Here is a 14050-nt window from a genome sequence, read left to right as displayed (position 1 = left end):
GCAACACCACGCCTGGGATCCAGTGTGGCCGTGCCGCTTCGATACGTTCTAGCAAATAGCCCTTATACGGATCCAGCTTGGTCGGCCGTGCCGTTCTGGGACTGTATTGCTCGGCTGCCGTCTCTCGTAGATACCGCCTGATCGTATTGCGTGAGCACCCCAGCTCGCGCGCCATCTCTCGAATACCGGCGCCATGCCGCATTAACACCTTGATTTCCACTGCTTGCTCCTGGGTCAACATAGTCGGCGGCCAAAAAACCACCATATTCGCCCAAGTGGGTCAGTTTTACTCCGGCGCAGTGGGTCAGTATTACATCGGCGCTAACAGGCAGGGTAAAGACATCTTCGCTTCGACGAGCTTGCGCCGCCGGACCGGGGTTCGGCGCTGCAAGGTCGACGGCAGCCGATCATCGTCGGGCGGGAGATCTGAATCATGCGTTTTTTTCTGGCTGCATCGCTGGCCGCGGCGGCGTCAGTTCTTGCGGGCGCGCCATCGGATGCCGCCGCGCAGGAAGGCGGCGTTGCGCCCCTGGAACCCATTACCGTAGAAGGCGCGAGCGGTTCCGGCTTGAAACAGCGCGAGCTGGAGCAGACGCTTTCCAACGTTCCGGGCGGCACCAACCTCATCAACCTGGAAACCCGCAAGGGCAGCCAGGCGACGCTGGCCAGCGTGCTCGACTTCGAGCCCGGCATCATCATCCAGGAATTCTTCGGCGGCAATGACCAGCCGCGCCTGAATATCCGCGGCTCGGGCATCCAGGACAATCCGGTCAGCCGGGGGGTGCAGCTGCTCTATGACGGGCTGCCGCTGAACCAGGCCGATGGCTCTTTCATCATCGGGCTGCTGGATCCGGAGCAGGCCCAGTTCATTTCGGTGTACCGGGGAGCGAACGCCATGCGCTACGGCGCCACGACGCTAGGCGGGGCGATAGACTTCAGCCTGCGCAATGCCGGCAACAGCTCTTCGTCGGCGAGCATCGAAGCGGGCTCCTACGGCATGCGCAAGGGCGCCTTGTCGCTTGCGCAGAAAAGCGATGACTGGGACATCTACCTGCGTGCAAGCCGCTATCAGTCTGACGGCTGGCGCGATCACAGTGAAGCCAGCCGCAACAATCTCGCCCTGAACGTGGGGCTGCAGCGCGGCAACTGGGAAAACCGCACATACTTGAACTACACCGACAACAAGTTCGACATCCCCTTCCTGCTGACCAAGGACCGCGCCTTGTCCGATCCGCGTTCGGTGATGGGCGACTATACGCATTTGCCGGCAGACCAGGGCGGGCTGTTCGAGCAGTTCCTGAACGTGCGCACGCGCGACCCGTACCGGGACACCGAGCAATTGCGCCTGGCCAATAAAACCACCTGGTACGGCGAGACATCCGTACAGACCTTTGGCGTCTATGGGGAAAAGGTCAACGACAAATTCAAGAACCCGGCTTCGCAGGCCAATACCGATGCGACCAACTACGGGGTCGACTACGCCCTGGACTATACGCATCTGGGCTCGGGATGGCGCAAGACGGAATACCAGTTTTTCCTGTCGGCCAACACGGGGCGGATGCCGCGCGAATACTTCCTGGTCAGCCCGGTCGACGGGAGCCTGGTGCGACCCTACGCGGACCTTGGCCAGAGGGCGGACAACGTCATAATGGGCGCCCAGGTCCTGCAGGACCTGGTGCCCGACTGGCAAGGCCTGGTCGCGCTCCAGTATGCCTACAACAAGCGCAAGATCGAGGACCGCAAGGCGCCGGGCGTGCTCGACAGCAACTTTGACTACACCGCGCTCAACCCCAAAGTCGGCCTCATTTACACGCCCAGCGAGAACTCGCGCTACTACGCCAATGTCAGCCGCAGTTCCGAGGCCCCGACCTTCTGGCAGTTGGCCGATCTGGGGGCGGGCTCCAATCCGGGGTCGCCCAGCAGCCTGTACCTGCAAGTCAATCCGCTGCGCATGCAGACCGCCAATACCTTCGAGATCGGCACGCAGCAGCGCTCGCGCTATTTCAGCTGGGAAGCGTCCTATTACTATTCGCGCGTCAAGAACGAGCTGATCGCCGAAGTCCGCGATTACGCCATCGACGGCACCACCGTGAACTACACCGACCCGACCAAGCACCAGGGTATCGAATTGGGCTTTAGCGCCCGCACGAAAACAGGCATATTTTCCGGCAGCGATTACTTCACCGTCCGCGGCGTCTACAACTGGAGCGACTTCCGGTTCAAGGGCGGGCGCTATGACGGCAAGCGCATTGCCGGCGTGCCGGTCCACCTGATCTCCGGCGAAATAGGCTACCAGTTCTCCGACAGGGCGGGGGTCAGCCTGAACGCGCGCTGGCAGCCCAGCGATACCCATGTGGACCACCAGAACGCCGACCTGAAACAGGATGCGTACTTCCTGCTGGGCTCGCGGTTTTTCTATCGGCCCAACAAGAAGTGGGAGTTCTTCGTCGACCTGCACAACATCACCGATGAAACCTACCAGACCGCCTATGTCGTGCGCGGCTACTCGCCGGACAACCCCACTTCGCCCTTGAATATGCCCACGTTCGTACCGGGGCCCGGCTTTCACGCGACGGCCGGCCTGACGATGCGCTGGTGACCGCCCTAATGCTATGAACAGGATGCAAATTATGAAGAAGCTTATTGTTGCCGTGGTGCTGGCTTGGGCGGGCTGGTCGCCCGCGGCGTCGTTCGCGCAGGCCGGCGGCACGCCCGGCATAACCGGCGTCTACCATGGCGAGCACATGATCACCATGCGCGGCTGCCCCGGCGCCTGCGGGCCGCAGAATTTCATTGTGCTGGGCAAAGGCGTCAAGAATGCGACATGGACCTGGAATTTCGATGAAGGGTGGGCCGAGATCCAGGGTACGACGCTGACCGTGGGCTTCGTCTACGAAGTGCAGGATCTCGGCAATGTGGATCCGAATCGCAATATCGCCTATTTCGATGACAATGGCGACGGCACCTACACCTTGCAGCACGGGTTCCAGATCTACAACCCCAATGTCGGCAATCCGCGCGCCGACACGTCGACCAAGTTCCGCATCACGCAAGACGGCAACCGGCTGCTCTTCGAGACCCTCGATGACGAGCCCGACGGCCAGGGCGATGGCATTCCCGGCACGCAGATCGTGGGTATCTTTCCCATGACGGTACAGCCCGGCTTCGACGGGCAGGCGCGCCTGGAAGGCAGCAGCAGCGGCGGCGACGGCATCTCCGACGCGGACAAGCTCAGGCTGGGCCTGAACCCGGACAGGCTCGATACCGATGGCGACGGCATCAACGACGCGGACGAGATCGGCGACGATATCGCCGCTCCGCTCGATAGCGACGGCGACGGCGTCATCGACGCGCTGGAACCCGGCGATGCCGCCCAGGATGCGGCGCGCATCGGCGGCCTGGCCTTGCTGGACGGCATACCGGGCGCTCCCCAGTCCGAGGGTTCCCTGTCCGGCGAAACCGTGGCCTTGAGCGTCAACAATGCGTGGCGGTTCAGCGCGGCCGATACCGGCAACATGGCGCTGGAGGCGCCCGAGGGCGGCGCCGCCATCCCGGACACCTCTCTGGGCGATTCGGGCCTGGACTATCGCTATGGCTATACGGGGTTTACCGTGGTCGCGCAAAACCTGGTCGGCGCGGCGCCCGGCTCGGTGACCGTGCGCATGGCATATTCGACCCCCTTGCCGGCGGACAAGCTGCTGGTCTACGCCCTGACGCTGGACGGCGGAAAAGAAAAATACAAGCTGCTGCCGCAGGACGCCTGGTCGCGCGTCGATGACAGGACGCTGGACGTCACCTTCCAGGACAACGGCGGCTGGGATATCGACAGCGCCCAAGGGGTGGTCCGGGCGGGGATCGCGCCGGTGCAGAACACGCTGGGCGGCTTCGAGGAAAAATCCGGCAACGGCGGCGGAAGCGCGGGCGGGGCGGTTCTGCTTGGGCTGCTGGCTGTCCTCGGGCTGCGGCGCGTGGCGCCGTCCGGCATGGCTTATCGGTCCATGGCCGGGCGCCTTCCGTGGCGGCGGCGCGGCGCCGGGGAGGGCCGATGACCGCCACCGGGAAATTCCGCAAGCGCCGGGCATTGCTCGGCGCCTTGCCGGCCTTGTGGGCATCGCCCTGGGCCGCCGCGCGAGCCGCCGCTTCCGGCGCGGGCGCCGATGCCGGGCCCGCGCCGCGCCGCGCCCGCCTGGTGCTGGCCGGGCCGCCGGCCAGCGTGTCCTATCCGCTGGTTCACATCGTCCAGAGCGGCGCCTTGAATGGCGTGGCCGACAAGGTGGAGTTCATTGCCTGGAGCAACCCCGACCAGTTGCGCGCCCTGGCCATGGAAGGGCAGGCGGACTTCATCGCCGCGCCGACCAATGTGGCTGCCAATCTCTATAACCGGGGCGTCCCGCTGGCCTTGCTAAACGTTTCGGTGTGGGGCATGTTGTGGATGGTTTCGCGCCGTCCGGACTACCGCAGCCTGGCTGATTTCAAGGGGCAGGAAATCGCCATTCCGTTCCGGGCCGACATGCCCGATATCCTGTTCAGTTTCCTGGCGGAAAGGCAGGGTCTGGACCCGCGCAAGGATTTCCGGCTGCGCTATACGGCCAGCCCCATGGACGCGCTGCAATTGCTGGTGATGCGCCAGGTGGACCACGCCTTGCTGGCCGAACCGGCCGTATCGATGGCCTTGCGCAAGACGCAGTCCTTTCCGGTGTCCCTGGTGGCGCCCCAGCTTTATCGCAGCGTCGGCCTGCAGGACGAATGGGGCCGCCTGCTGCGGCGCGATGCGCGTATCCCGCAGGCCGGCATGGCCGCCGTGGGCGCCGTCCGGCTCGACGCCGGACTGCTGGCCAATTTCGAGGCCGCCTATGCCGCATCGGCCCTGTGGTGCGCCGCTAATCCGCAGGCTTGCGGCAAGATGGTGGCGGCCCGGATCGATATGCTCGAGGCCGAGGCGGTCGCCGATTCCCTGCTCGCCGTGCCGCAGCATTACGCAACGGCCGCCCAGGCGCGCCCCGAGCTTGAATATTTCTTCCAGCTGCTGCTGGAGCGGGAGCCCGCCACGCTGGGCGGCAAACTGCCCGGCGCCGCTTTCTATGGCGGCGCGCCGGCGCCGGCCTGAATGGAGTCCACCTTGCGGCGATTGCGCGGCGCGTTGTCTGCAACGCTTGCCTACTTATGGAGCGGCTGGGGCGCCATGGCCAGCCTGCTGCTGTTCTGCGCCTTGTGGGAATGGGGCGCGCGGATTTACGGGCCCCTGGTGCTGCCCGGCCCGATGGCCACATTCGAGCGGCTGGAGGCCATGTTCCGCACTGGCATGGCGCTGCCGGAACTGGCGATTTCGGCGCGGCGCACCCTGTATGGGCTGGGGCTGGCATTGGCCGCCGGCAGCTCGCTGGGAGTGCTGGCGGGGCGCTCGCTGACGGCGGCGATGATATCGCGGCCGCTGGTGACATTATTGCTGGGCATGCCGCCCATCGCCTGGCTGGTGCTGGCCATGCTGTGGTTCGGCATGGGCGACGCCACGCCCGTGTTCACGGTATTCGTGGCCTGTTTTCCCATCGTCTTCGCCGCGGCGATGCAGGGCGCCCGCACGCTGGACAACCATCTGAAGGACGTGGCGTGCGTCTATCGGCTTCCCTGGCATATGATGCTCACCGACCTGTATCTGCCGCATGTGGCGTCCTATCTGTTTCCGGCATGGATCACCGCGCTGGGCACGTCATGGAAGGTGGTGGTGATGGCCGAGCTGCTGACCACGGTCGATGGGGTGGGCGCGGCGCTGGCCGTATCGCGCGCGCAGCTGGATACGGCGACCTCGCTGGGCTGGATCGTGGCGGTATTGGGCCTGTTGCTGGCGGTGGAATATCTGTTCCTGGAACCGCTCAAGCGCACGGTCGAGCGCTGGCGCGCGGCTTCCGCATGAATGCCCTGCATATCCGCCACCTGGCGCATCGCTACGGGCTGACGCAAGTGCTGGCAGGCGTTGGCCTGGATCTGTCGGCCGGCGAGACGCTGGCCCTGGTCGGGCCGTCGGGCTGCGGCAAAAGCACTTTGCTGCATATCGTGGCGGGGCTGTTGAGGCCTTCGGAAGGCGTGGTGAGTTCCGGTTTCCGCGGCGTGGGCTGTGTGTTCCAGCAGCCGCGCCTGATGCCCTGGAAGACCGCGCTCGATAATATCTCCCTGGGCTTGAAGGCGCTCGGCGTGCCCGCGGCCGCGCGGCGGCGCCAGGCCGCGGCGCTGGCCGGGCGGCTGGGCCTGGACGCGCAGGACGCGCACAAATATCCGCACGAATTGTCCGGCGGCATGCAAAGCCGCGTGGCATTGGGGCGGGCGCTGGCGCTGGCGCCGGACCTGCTGCTGCTCGACGAGCCCTTCTCGGCGCTCGATATCGGCCTCAAGGCCGAACTGTATGGCCTGCTGCGCGAACAGGTGGCGCAGCGCGGCACGGCGGTATTGATGATTACGCATGACCTGATGGAGGCGGTGCGGCTGGCGGACCGCATCATCATGATGGCGCCTGGCCCGGGGCGCCTGGTGTGCGAGTTCTCCATGGCTTTGCCGCAGGCCGGGCGCACGGACGCCTGGGTGTATCAGACCACCGGCGAGCTGATGCAGGCCGAGCAGGTGCGCATCGGTTTCGGCTTGTCGCCCGGCAGCCTGCCCATGCCCGCGCACGACGCGGCCCATGCCAGGCATGCGGGATGCGCCGTATGAAAGGCTGGCCTGACTATCGGGTTTCGATCGCCCGGCACCCTCTCTTCATGTGCGGCTTCCGGCCCTTCTTCGTGCTCACGGCGGCCAGCGCCACCTTGTTCATGGCGGCCTGGCTGGCCGCCCTGGCCGGATGGCCGCCGGGCTTGTCCGCCTGGCGCGTGCCGGGCGGCTTGAGCGTCTGGCACGCCCATGAGCTGATGTTCGGCTTCAGCATGGCGTCGGTGGCCGGCTTCCTGCTGACGGCGGTGCCCGAATTCACCGGCACCGCGCCGATTTCCCGGCGCGCCCTGGCGGCGCTGGTGCTGCTGTGGCTGGCGGCCCGGGCCGCCTATCTGTGCGCATCGTGGTGGCCGGCGCCGCTGGGGGTCTGGCCGGCCGCGCTGTGCAACCTGGGCATGTCGGCGGTCTTGCTGGCGCAGGTCGGGCCGCCGGTGTGGCGCGATCCCGAGCGGCGCCATATCGGCTTCGCCTGGGCCCTGGGGGCATTGGGCGGACTGCAGGCGGGTTTCTTCGCGTCCCTGGCGCTGGGCGGCGATGCCATGGCCTGGTTGCACGCGGCCGCCGGCGCTTTCATGATTCTTATCGTGATCGCCGGCAGCCGGGTGTCCATGAGCGTGGTCAATGGCTACATCGAAGCCGGGCGGCCCGGCGCGGCGCCGGCCGGCGAGGCGGTCTACCTGGCGCGCCCGCCGCGGCGCTACCTGGCCATTTTCGCGATGGCGGTGTGCAGCGCGGTCGAGTTCGCGCTGGGCGCCGATGTGGTGACCGGCTGGACGGCGCTGGCCGCCGCGGCCGCCATGTTCAATCTGCTGAACGATTGGCATATCGGCCGGGCGCTGTTCACGCGCTGGGCGCTGATGCTGTACGCCAGCTACTGGCTGATCGCGCTGGGCTACGCCGCCATGGGCGCGGCCTGGCTGGGCGCGCCCATGGCGCCCTCCGCCGGGCGGCATTTGCTCATGGCCGGCGCCATGGCGCTGGCCATCTTCACGGTGATGAGCCTGGCGGGGCGCATACACGCCGGGCAATGGCTGGACAGGCGCGGCTGGGTGCCGGTTGCCGCGGCGGCATTGGTGGCCGCGGCGCTGCTGCGCGCCTTGGCCGGCCTGTGGTCGGCGGCCGGCTGGGCGCCGCTATTGGTGCTGGCTTCCGGGGTGCTGTGGTCGGCGGCTTTCGGCGCCTATCTTTGGCATGCCTGGCCGGTGCTGACCGGGCCGCGCAGCGACGGCCTCGATGGCTGCGCCGAACCCGCCGAGAAATCCGCGGCGCCGCATAGCGAGCCCTGTTGATCCCGCAAGCGCCGGCATGGCCGGCGGCCGCCGGCTAGCTGGACAGCCGGCCTATGGATTGCCTGACATAATTGCAGCAATCGAACAGGCTGCTGCCCAGATGGGCCGAGGGGCGCGGATGGTCCACGGTCATGTCCGGCGCCGGCAGGTCCACCGCCTGGCACAAGCCATTGATATCCAGCAGCACGAGCTCGCGGTTGCGTCCGCCTATCAGGCCGGTGCGCTTGAATCCGCCCAACTGGCGCGAGAGCGTTTCAGGCGCGATATTCAACTGGCGGGCCAGCACGTTCTGGCTGGCGGGCAGGACCAGCCATGCGCTGCCTTGCTGCAGATACACGTCCATGAGGTAGGCGACCAGCCGTTGCGCCGAATTGCTGATCGTCAGCAGGTCGATGCGATTGATCGCCTGCGAAATGCGGGTGGCCATGCTTTCCAGCAAGGCGAAGGAAAACTCATTCGAATGCTTCGCCAGGAAAAGCAGCCGCTCGCGGGCCAGGCGGTAGACGAGGCTTTCGGTGTTCGCGTGCGCCGAAAGAGGATAGTGGCAGGGGCTGGCGAACATGGCGGTCTCGGCCAGGAGGTCTCCGTCGCCCACGATGCGGAAGATTTTCTCGTCGCCGCTGTAGCTGGGCCGGTACAGCGTAATGCTGCCCGACTTCACCCAGAAGAAGTAGGCGGCTTCCTCGCCCATATGGAACAGGTGCTGCTTGGGGCTCAGGCGGAGCAGGGTTGCGTCGGCAATGAGCACTTCCAGTGATTCGGCCCCGGCCCCGGCGAACACCGGGGCTGCGGTAAATGCTTGAATCAGTTCGGATTTTGGCATTGGCAGTGATATATGTTCCATGGTGTTACGGCGTATATCCGATGTGCGATCTTATTGCCAATGAGAATCATTGTCAATTAGAATATGGAATAGTTCTGCTATTGCACGAGTTGATTGATCTCGATGATGGGCAGCATGACGGCCAGGACGATGACCAGGACGATGCCGCCCATGACCAGGATCATCAGCGGCTCGAGCAGCGCGGTCATGGTCATGGCGCGGCGCTCGAGTTCGGTCGATAGCGTATGCGCGGCCCGCGCCAGCATGGTGGGCAGTTCGCCCGTCCGCTCGCCGCTGCCGATCAGATGGATGAGCAGCGGCGGAAAGACTTTTTGCGCCTGCAAAGCCGACCCCAGCGGGCTGCCCTCGCGCACGCGCGCCGTGGCTTCGTCGACCGCCAGGCGCAGCCTGTCGTTGCCCAGGGTGCGGCGCGCGGCCTCCAGCGCGGCCAGCAGGGGGACATTGCTGCTGGTCAGGATGGCCAGGGTAGCGGCAAAGCGGGCGACGTCCACGCCCAGGGCATAGCGGCCCAGCAGGGGCAGGCGCAATACGCGGGCATGCCAGGCCAGCCTGGCGGCGGGCCGGCGCAGATGCCAGCGCCAGAGCGCGAACGCGCCCGCCATGATCGCGATGGCGAGCGCGCCCCACGCCCGCACGAAGCCGCTGACGGCCAGCATCAGGCGGGTCAGCGCGGGCAAGGCCTGGTGCGCCTGGCTGAACGCGCCGACCACTTGCGGCACGACATAGCTGAGCAGGAAGATCACGATGCCTATGGAAACGCAGGTGACGATGACCGGGTAGATGAAAGCCGTCAGGATCTTGTTGCGCAAGGCGCCGCGCGACTCGATATAGTCGGCCAGCTTTTCCAGCACCTGGGCCAGGTCGCCGGATTGCTCGCCGGCATCGACCAGGGCCCTGTAGATTTCCGGGAAATCGCGCGGGCGCGCCGCGAGCGCTTCGCCCAGGCGATGGCCGGCGCGGATGTCCGCGCGCACCGACGCCAGGACATGGGCCACGTGCTTGCGTTCGGCCTGCTCCAGGGTGGCGCTCAGGGCGGCCTCGAGCGGAAGGCGCGCGGCCAGCAGGCTGGCCAGCTGGCGCGTGAGCCAGCCCAGATCCGCGTCGTTGATGCGCGCGCCCTTGATGACGCCGCCGCCCCTGGCGCGTCCGCCGGGGGTGGCGCGCAGCGACAAGGGCAGCAGCCCGCGCGAACGCAAGGCCTGGCGCGCATTGCGTTCGCTGTCCGCGTCGATCAGGCCGCGTTCCGTGCGTCCTGCCGCGTCGGCGGCTTCGTACTGGTAGGAGGGCATGGAGGCTCCATAAATGGTCAGGCGTCGCGGGTCACGCGGGCGATTTCTTCCATCGAAGTCACGCCCTGCGCGATCCAGCGCGCGCCGTCCTGGCGCAGGCTGCGCATGCCGGTGGCTTGCGCGGCGCGGCGCAGGGCCTGTTCGTCGGCGCCGGCGTGGATCATGCCGCGCAAGGTGTCGTCGACGGCGAACAATTCGTGCACGCCGGTGCGTCCGCTGTACCCGGTGTGGCTGCAGGCGGGGCAGCCGCCCGGCTTCCAGCTGGCGGTGCCGTCCGGGTGGACGGCCTTGCATTCCGGGCATAGCTTGCGCACCAGGCGCTGCGCCAGGACCCCCTGGAGCGTCGAGGCCAGCAGGAAGGGCTCGACGCCCATGTCGGTCAGGCGCGTCACGGCGGAGATGGCGTCGTTGGTATGCAGCGTGGCCAGCACCAGGTGGCCGGTGAGCGAAGCCTGGACGGCGATCTGCGCGGTTTCCAGGTCGCGGATTTCGCCTATCATGATGACATCCGGGTCCTGGCGCAGAATGGCGCGCAGCGAGGCGGCGAAGGTAAGGTCTATGCGCGCGTTGACCTGCGTCTGCCCTATGCCCGGCAGGTCGTATTCAATGGGGTCTTCGACCGTCAGGATATTGGTGGTGGCCGCGTCCAGCCGGCCCAGCGCGGCATAGAGCGTAGTCGTTTTGCCGCTGCCGGTGGGACCGGTGACCAGCACGATGCCATGCGGCTGGCGTATCAGTTTGTCCAGCTGCTCCAGCACATCGGCCGCCATGCCCAGCCGTTCCAGGTGCAGGCGGCCGGCTTCCTTGTCCAGCAGGCGCAGCACGGCGCGTTCGCCATGGCCGGTGGGCAGCGTGGAGACGCGCACGTCGATAGGCCGCCCGCCGACGCGCAGGGCGATCCGGCCGTCCTGCGGCAGGCGTTTCTCGGCGATATCCAGGCTGGCCATGATCTTGATGCGCGACACCAGCGCGCCGTGCAGCGCGCGGCGCGGGCTGACGATATCGCGCAAGGTGCCGTCGACCCGGTAGCGGACCACCGAGTGGGTCTCGAAGGGTTCGATATGGATGTCGCTCGCGCCATCCCGCGCGGCCTGGGTGAACAGGGCGTTGATCATGCGGATGACGGGCGCATCGTCATGGGTCTCCAGCAAGTCCTCGATTTCGGGTATCTCCTGCATCAGGCGGTCCAGGTCGATCTCGTTGGCGGCCGCGTCCACCACGGCGGCCGCATCGCCGGTCTGGGCATACGCGGCCGCCAGCAGGGTATCGAGTTCGGGGTCCGGCACTACGCGGGCGGGCAGTTCGCCGTAGCGCCGCCGTATCTCGGCCAGGGCCCAGGCCGGCGTGCGCGGGCTGGTGGTCAGCAGGATGCCGGAGGCGCCCGCCTGGATAAGCGCGCGGTAGGTGCGCGCCCAGGCATAGGGAAGCCGGATGTTCATGGCTCGACGGGGGCGGGCGCCCATTTCCGCGCGGGACGGGGCGCGGCGGTCGGCTCCGCGGGGCCCGCGGCGCCCGGCGCCGGCGCCGGGTTCTGCGCCGCGGGATCGCGCAAGTCCAGCAGGCCGGTGTCCGGGTTGCGTTCGATGTCGGGCAATGCCGCCTGCGTCGCATCGGGAGCGAGCCAGGTGGATCGCAGCGGCAGGCGCGCCTGCGCCGCCCGCATGTAGTTGTAGCGGTCCAGCGTCACGCTGGCGCCGTCCTGGGCATTGCGCACGATATGCGGGCGCAGGAAGACCATCAGATTGGTCTTGGAACGCGTGCGGCTGTCGTAGCGGAACAGATTGCCGATGATGGGAATGTCGCTCAGCAGCGGCACCGCCGTCGTGCTGTCCGAGACAGTGTCCTCGAGCAGCCCGCCCAGCACGATGATCTGGCCGTCGTCGACCAGCACATTGGTTTCCAGCGCGCGCTTGCGCGTCACCAGCCCGGAGGTCGAGGTCGAGGCGCTGGTGTCTATGCTGCTGACTTCCTGGTAAAGCGCCAGCTTGACCGTGCCGCCTTCGGAAATTTGCGGCCGGATGCGCAAGGTCAGCCCGACATCCTCGCGCTCTATGGTCTGGAACGGGTTGCTGGCCCCATCCGCGGCGGTCGTGTATTGGCCGGTGACGAAGGGCACGGTGCGCCCCACGACGATGCTGGCTTCCTCGTTGTCCAGCGTCATCAGATTGGGCGTCGACAGTACGTTGGCGCCGCCCTGCGTCTGCATGGCGCGCGCCAGCATCCCCAGGTTGATGACCTCGTTGCCGAGGATATTGACGGTCCCCTTGACGATGCCCAGGTTCAGGCCCTGTCCCAGCGCGTCGATGGTAGTGGCGCCGCCGCTGCTGATACCGCTGCCGCCCAGGTTCGCCCCGCCGATGAAGGAGGTCTTGCCGCTGGAGATATCGCTGCCGCCCAGCATCCACTGGATGCCGAATTCCGCGGCGTTGTCCGCATTGACCTCGACGATCAGGCTTTCGACCAGCACTTGCGCGCGCCGCTGGTCGAGCTGGTCTATGACTTCGCGCAGGCTGCGGTACAGGGGATCGGGCGCGGAGATGATCAGGGTGTTGGTGGACGGGTCGGCCTGCACCGTGGCGCCGCCGGCCGAGAAGGCGAGCGATTGCGTATTTGCGCTATCCGCGCCGCCCAGGGCGCTGCTGGCGCCGGCGCTGCCCAGGGCCGACGTCCTGCGGCTGGCGCTGCCCGATGAGGCCGTCGTCGTGCCCAGCCCCGAAAGGCCTGTCGCGGACGCGCTGCTCGCCATGCCGCCCGACAGGCCGCCGGACGTGCCGGTGGACGCCCCGCCGGATGCCGACCCGCTCGCGCCCTGGCCGGTCAAGGCGCCGCGCAGCACCTCGGCCAGGCGCGCCGCCTGGGCGTTGCGCAAGTACACCACATGGAGATTGCCCGCGCGGGTTTCGGGGCTGTCTATGCGCTGGATCAGGTCGCGGGCAAGCTCCAGCCTGGCCGGGCTGCCGGCGCGCACCAGAACGTTGTTGCTGCGCGGGTCGGCCACGATGGAGATCTGCTGGCTGGCGTCGCCGCTCGCCTTGGCGTCCAGCAGTTGCGAAGCCAGCGCCGCCACGTCGAGGGCCACGCCGTATTGGATGGGGATCACGTCGGTGTTGATCGAGGAAGGCGTATCGATGCCGGCGATGACCTGGGCGATGCGCTCGAGGTTGTCCGCGTAATCCGTGATGACCAGGGTATTGTTGCCGGCATAGGCATTGATGGGATTGTTGGGCGCTATCATGGGGCGCAGCACCGGCACCAGGTTGACGGCGTTTTCATAGCGCAGGGGGAAGACCCGCGTCATGAGCTCGCTGCCGCCCCTGGCGCCCGCCTGCGCGCCGCTGGCCACCGGGCTGCCCTGCAGCTTGGCGTCGGCTTCCGGCACGACGCGGCTCACCCCGCCGACATCGACGACGGCAAAGCCCTGCATGCGCAGCGCGCCCAGCAGCATCGCATAGGCGGTGGGCCGGTCGACCGGGGCTTCGGACACCAGCGTCAACTGGCCCTTGATGCGCGGGTCGACCACGAAATTGCGTCCGGTGAAGCGCGCCAGCGCGCGCACCACGCCCTGCAGTTCGGCGTCCACGAAATTGAGCATGATGTCGCCGCCAGGCGCTTCCTGGCCGGGGGCGCCGGCTTGCGGGGCGGGAGAGGCGGCCGGGGCGGCCCCCGCGCGGGAACGCGCGCGCGGCGGGATGGGCGCCGCCACGGGGGTGGCGCCGGGGCGGCCTTCCTGGCGCCACCCCTGACCCGATGCCGTGTGGACGACCAGCGAAGATGGCTCCAGGCCGGCGTCGGCGGGCGGCTTCAAAGCGGTGCCGCAGCCGGCCAGTGCGACGGCCAGCGCCGATACGGTGCCGGCGCGGCATAAAGCGGAGCCAGGCTGCGGGGCTTTCTTCAGATTTTTCATAAGTCGTTGCGATAAGCCTGCA

General features: G+C 67.3%; 11 protein-coding genes. 6 read left to right on the top strand and 5 right to left on the bottom strand.

The features are described 5' to 3' along the window. Nucleotides 1–241, bottom strand: a 241-nt coding sequence (locus tag BUB23_RS03185; RefSeq protein WP_143160853.1) for a helix-turn-helix domain-containing protein, incomplete at its 3' end; no start/stop codon positions are given. Between the two features lie 192 nt (nucleotides 242–433). Between BUB23_RS03185 and BUB23_RS03180 the strand changes: the two genes are divergently transcribed. Genes BUB23_RS03180 through BUB23_RS03155 form a run of 6 tightly spaced genes read left to right on the top strand, consistent with a single transcriptional unit; the run spans nucleotide 434 to nucleotide 7991 of the window. Next, nucleotides 434–2599 (top strand): TonB-dependent receptor family protein, encoded by a 2166-nt coding sequence (locus BUB23_RS03180; RefSeq protein WP_073101587.1) that lies wholly within the window; start codon nucleotides 434–436, stop codon nucleotides 2597–2599. Nucleotides 2600–2630: 31 nt separating this feature from the next. After that, nucleotides 2631–4049 (top strand): hypothetical protein, encoded by a 1419-nt coding sequence (locus BUB23_RS03175; protein WP_143160852.1) that lies wholly within the window; start codon nucleotides 2631–2633, stop codon nucleotides 4047–4049. Beyond that, nucleotides 4046–5107, top strand: a complete 1062-nt coding sequence (locus BUB23_RS03170) for an ABC transporter substrate-binding protein (RefSeq protein ID WP_084135682.1) — start codon at nucleotides 4046–4048, stop codon at nucleotides 5105–5107. The genes BUB23_RS03175 and BUB23_RS03170 overlap by 4 nt, the downstream gene beginning before the upstream one ends. Next, entirely contained in the window at nucleotides 5108–5911 is an 804-nt protein-coding gene (locus BUB23_RS03165; protein WP_073101585.1) for an ABC transporter permease, read from the top strand. Then, the gene (locus tag BUB23_RS03160; protein WP_073101584.1) at nucleotides 5908–6702 is read left to right on the top strand and encodes an ABC transporter ATP-binding protein; all 795 of its coding nucleotides are present in this window, start codon (nucleotides 5908–5910) and stop codon (nucleotides 6700–6702) included. The genes BUB23_RS03165 and BUB23_RS03160 overlap by 4 nt, the downstream gene beginning before the upstream one ends. Next, nucleotides 6699–7991: an NnrS family protein gene (locus BUB23_RS03155; RefSeq protein WP_073101666.1), complete on the top strand. Its 1293-nt coding sequence runs from the start codon at nucleotides 6699–6701 to the stop codon at nucleotides 7989–7991. The genes BUB23_RS03160 and BUB23_RS03155 overlap by 4 nt, the downstream gene beginning before the upstream one ends. Nucleotides 7992–8025: 34 nt before the next feature. On the opposite strand, the gene BUB23_RS03150 is transcribed toward BUB23_RS03155, so the two are convergent. The 4 genes from BUB23_RS03150 to gspD form a co-directional block, all read right to left on the bottom strand. Beyond that, nucleotides 8026–8814, bottom strand: a complete 789-nt coding sequence (locus BUB23_RS03150; RefSeq protein ID WP_073101665.1) for a Crp/Fnr family transcriptional regulator — start codon at nucleotides 8812–8814, stop codon at nucleotides 8026–8028. Nucleotides 8815–8912: 98 nt separating this feature from the next. Then, the gene (gene gspF / locus BUB23_RS03145) at nucleotides 8913–10124 is read right to left on the bottom strand and encodes a type II secretion system inner membrane protein GspF (RefSeq protein WP_073101583.1); all 1212 of its coding nucleotides are present in this window, start codon (nucleotides 10122–10124) and stop codon (nucleotides 8913–8915) included. A gap of 17 nt (nucleotides 10125–10141) precedes the next feature. Further along, entirely contained in the window at nucleotides 10142–11563 is a 1422-nt protein-coding gene (gspE, locus tag BUB23_RS03140; RefSeq protein ID WP_073101582.1) for a type II secretion system ATPase GspE, read from the bottom strand. After that, nucleotides 11560–14028 (bottom strand): type II secretion system secretin GspD, encoded by a 2469-nt coding sequence (gene gspD, locus BUB23_RS03135; protein ID WP_073101581.1) that lies wholly within the window; start codon nucleotides 14026–14028, stop codon nucleotides 11560–11562. Before gspD ends, gspE begins: the two co-directional genes overlap by 4 nt. Nucleotides 14029–14050: the final 22 nt, after the last annotated feature.

The sequence above is a fragment of the Pollutimonas bauzanensis genome (assembly GCF_900129885.1).
GTDB lineage: Bacteria > Pseudomonadota > Gammaproteobacteria > Burkholderiales > Burkholderiaceae_B > Pollutimonas > Pollutimonas bauzanensis.
This window is presented reverse-complemented; position numbering and strand designations above follow the sequence as displayed.

What these genes read in the sequence shown, in the direction of transcription:
- BUB23_RS03180 (WP_073101587.1), top strand. Translation starts at nt 434, where the DNA reads ATGCGTTTTTTTCTGGCTGCATCGCTGGCCGCGGCGGCGTCAGTTCTT.
- BUB23_RS03175 (WP_143160852.1), top strand. Translation starts at nt 2,631, where the DNA reads ATGAAGAAGCTTATTGTTGCCGTGGTGCTGGCTTGGGCGGGCTGGTCG.
- BUB23_RS03170 (WP_084135682.1), top strand. Translation starts at nt 4,046, where the DNA reads ATGACCGCCACCGGGAAATTCCGCAAGCGCCGGGCATTGCTCGGCGCC.
- BUB23_RS03165 (WP_073101585.1), top strand. Translation starts at nt 5,108, where the DNA reads ATGGAGTCCACCTTGCGGCGATTGCGCGGCGCGTTGTCTGCAACGCTT.
- BUB23_RS03160 (WP_073101584.1), top strand. Translation starts at nt 5,908, where the DNA reads ATGAATGCCCTGCATATCCGCCACCTGGCGCATCGCTACGGGCTGACG.
- BUB23_RS03155 (WP_073101666.1), top strand. Translation starts at nt 6,699, where the DNA reads ATGAAAGGCTGGCCTGACTATCGGGTTTCGATCGCCCGGCACCCTCTC.
- BUB23_RS03150 (WP_073101665.1), bottom strand. Translation starts at nt 8,814, where the DNA reads ATGCCAAAATCCGAACTGATTCAAGCATTTACCGCAGCCCCGGTGTTC.
- gspF (WP_073101583.1), bottom strand. Translation starts at nt 10,124, where the DNA reads ATGCCCTCCTACCAGTACGAAGCCGCCGACGCGGCAGGACGCACGGAA.
- gspE (WP_073101582.1), bottom strand. Translation starts at nt 11,563, where the DNA reads ATGAACATCCGGCTTCCCTATGCCTGGGCGCGCACCTACCGCGCGCTT.
- gspD (WP_073101581.1), bottom strand. Translation starts at nt 14,028, where the DNA reads ATGAAAAATCTGAAGAAAGCCCCGCAGCCTGGCTCCGCTTTATGCCGC.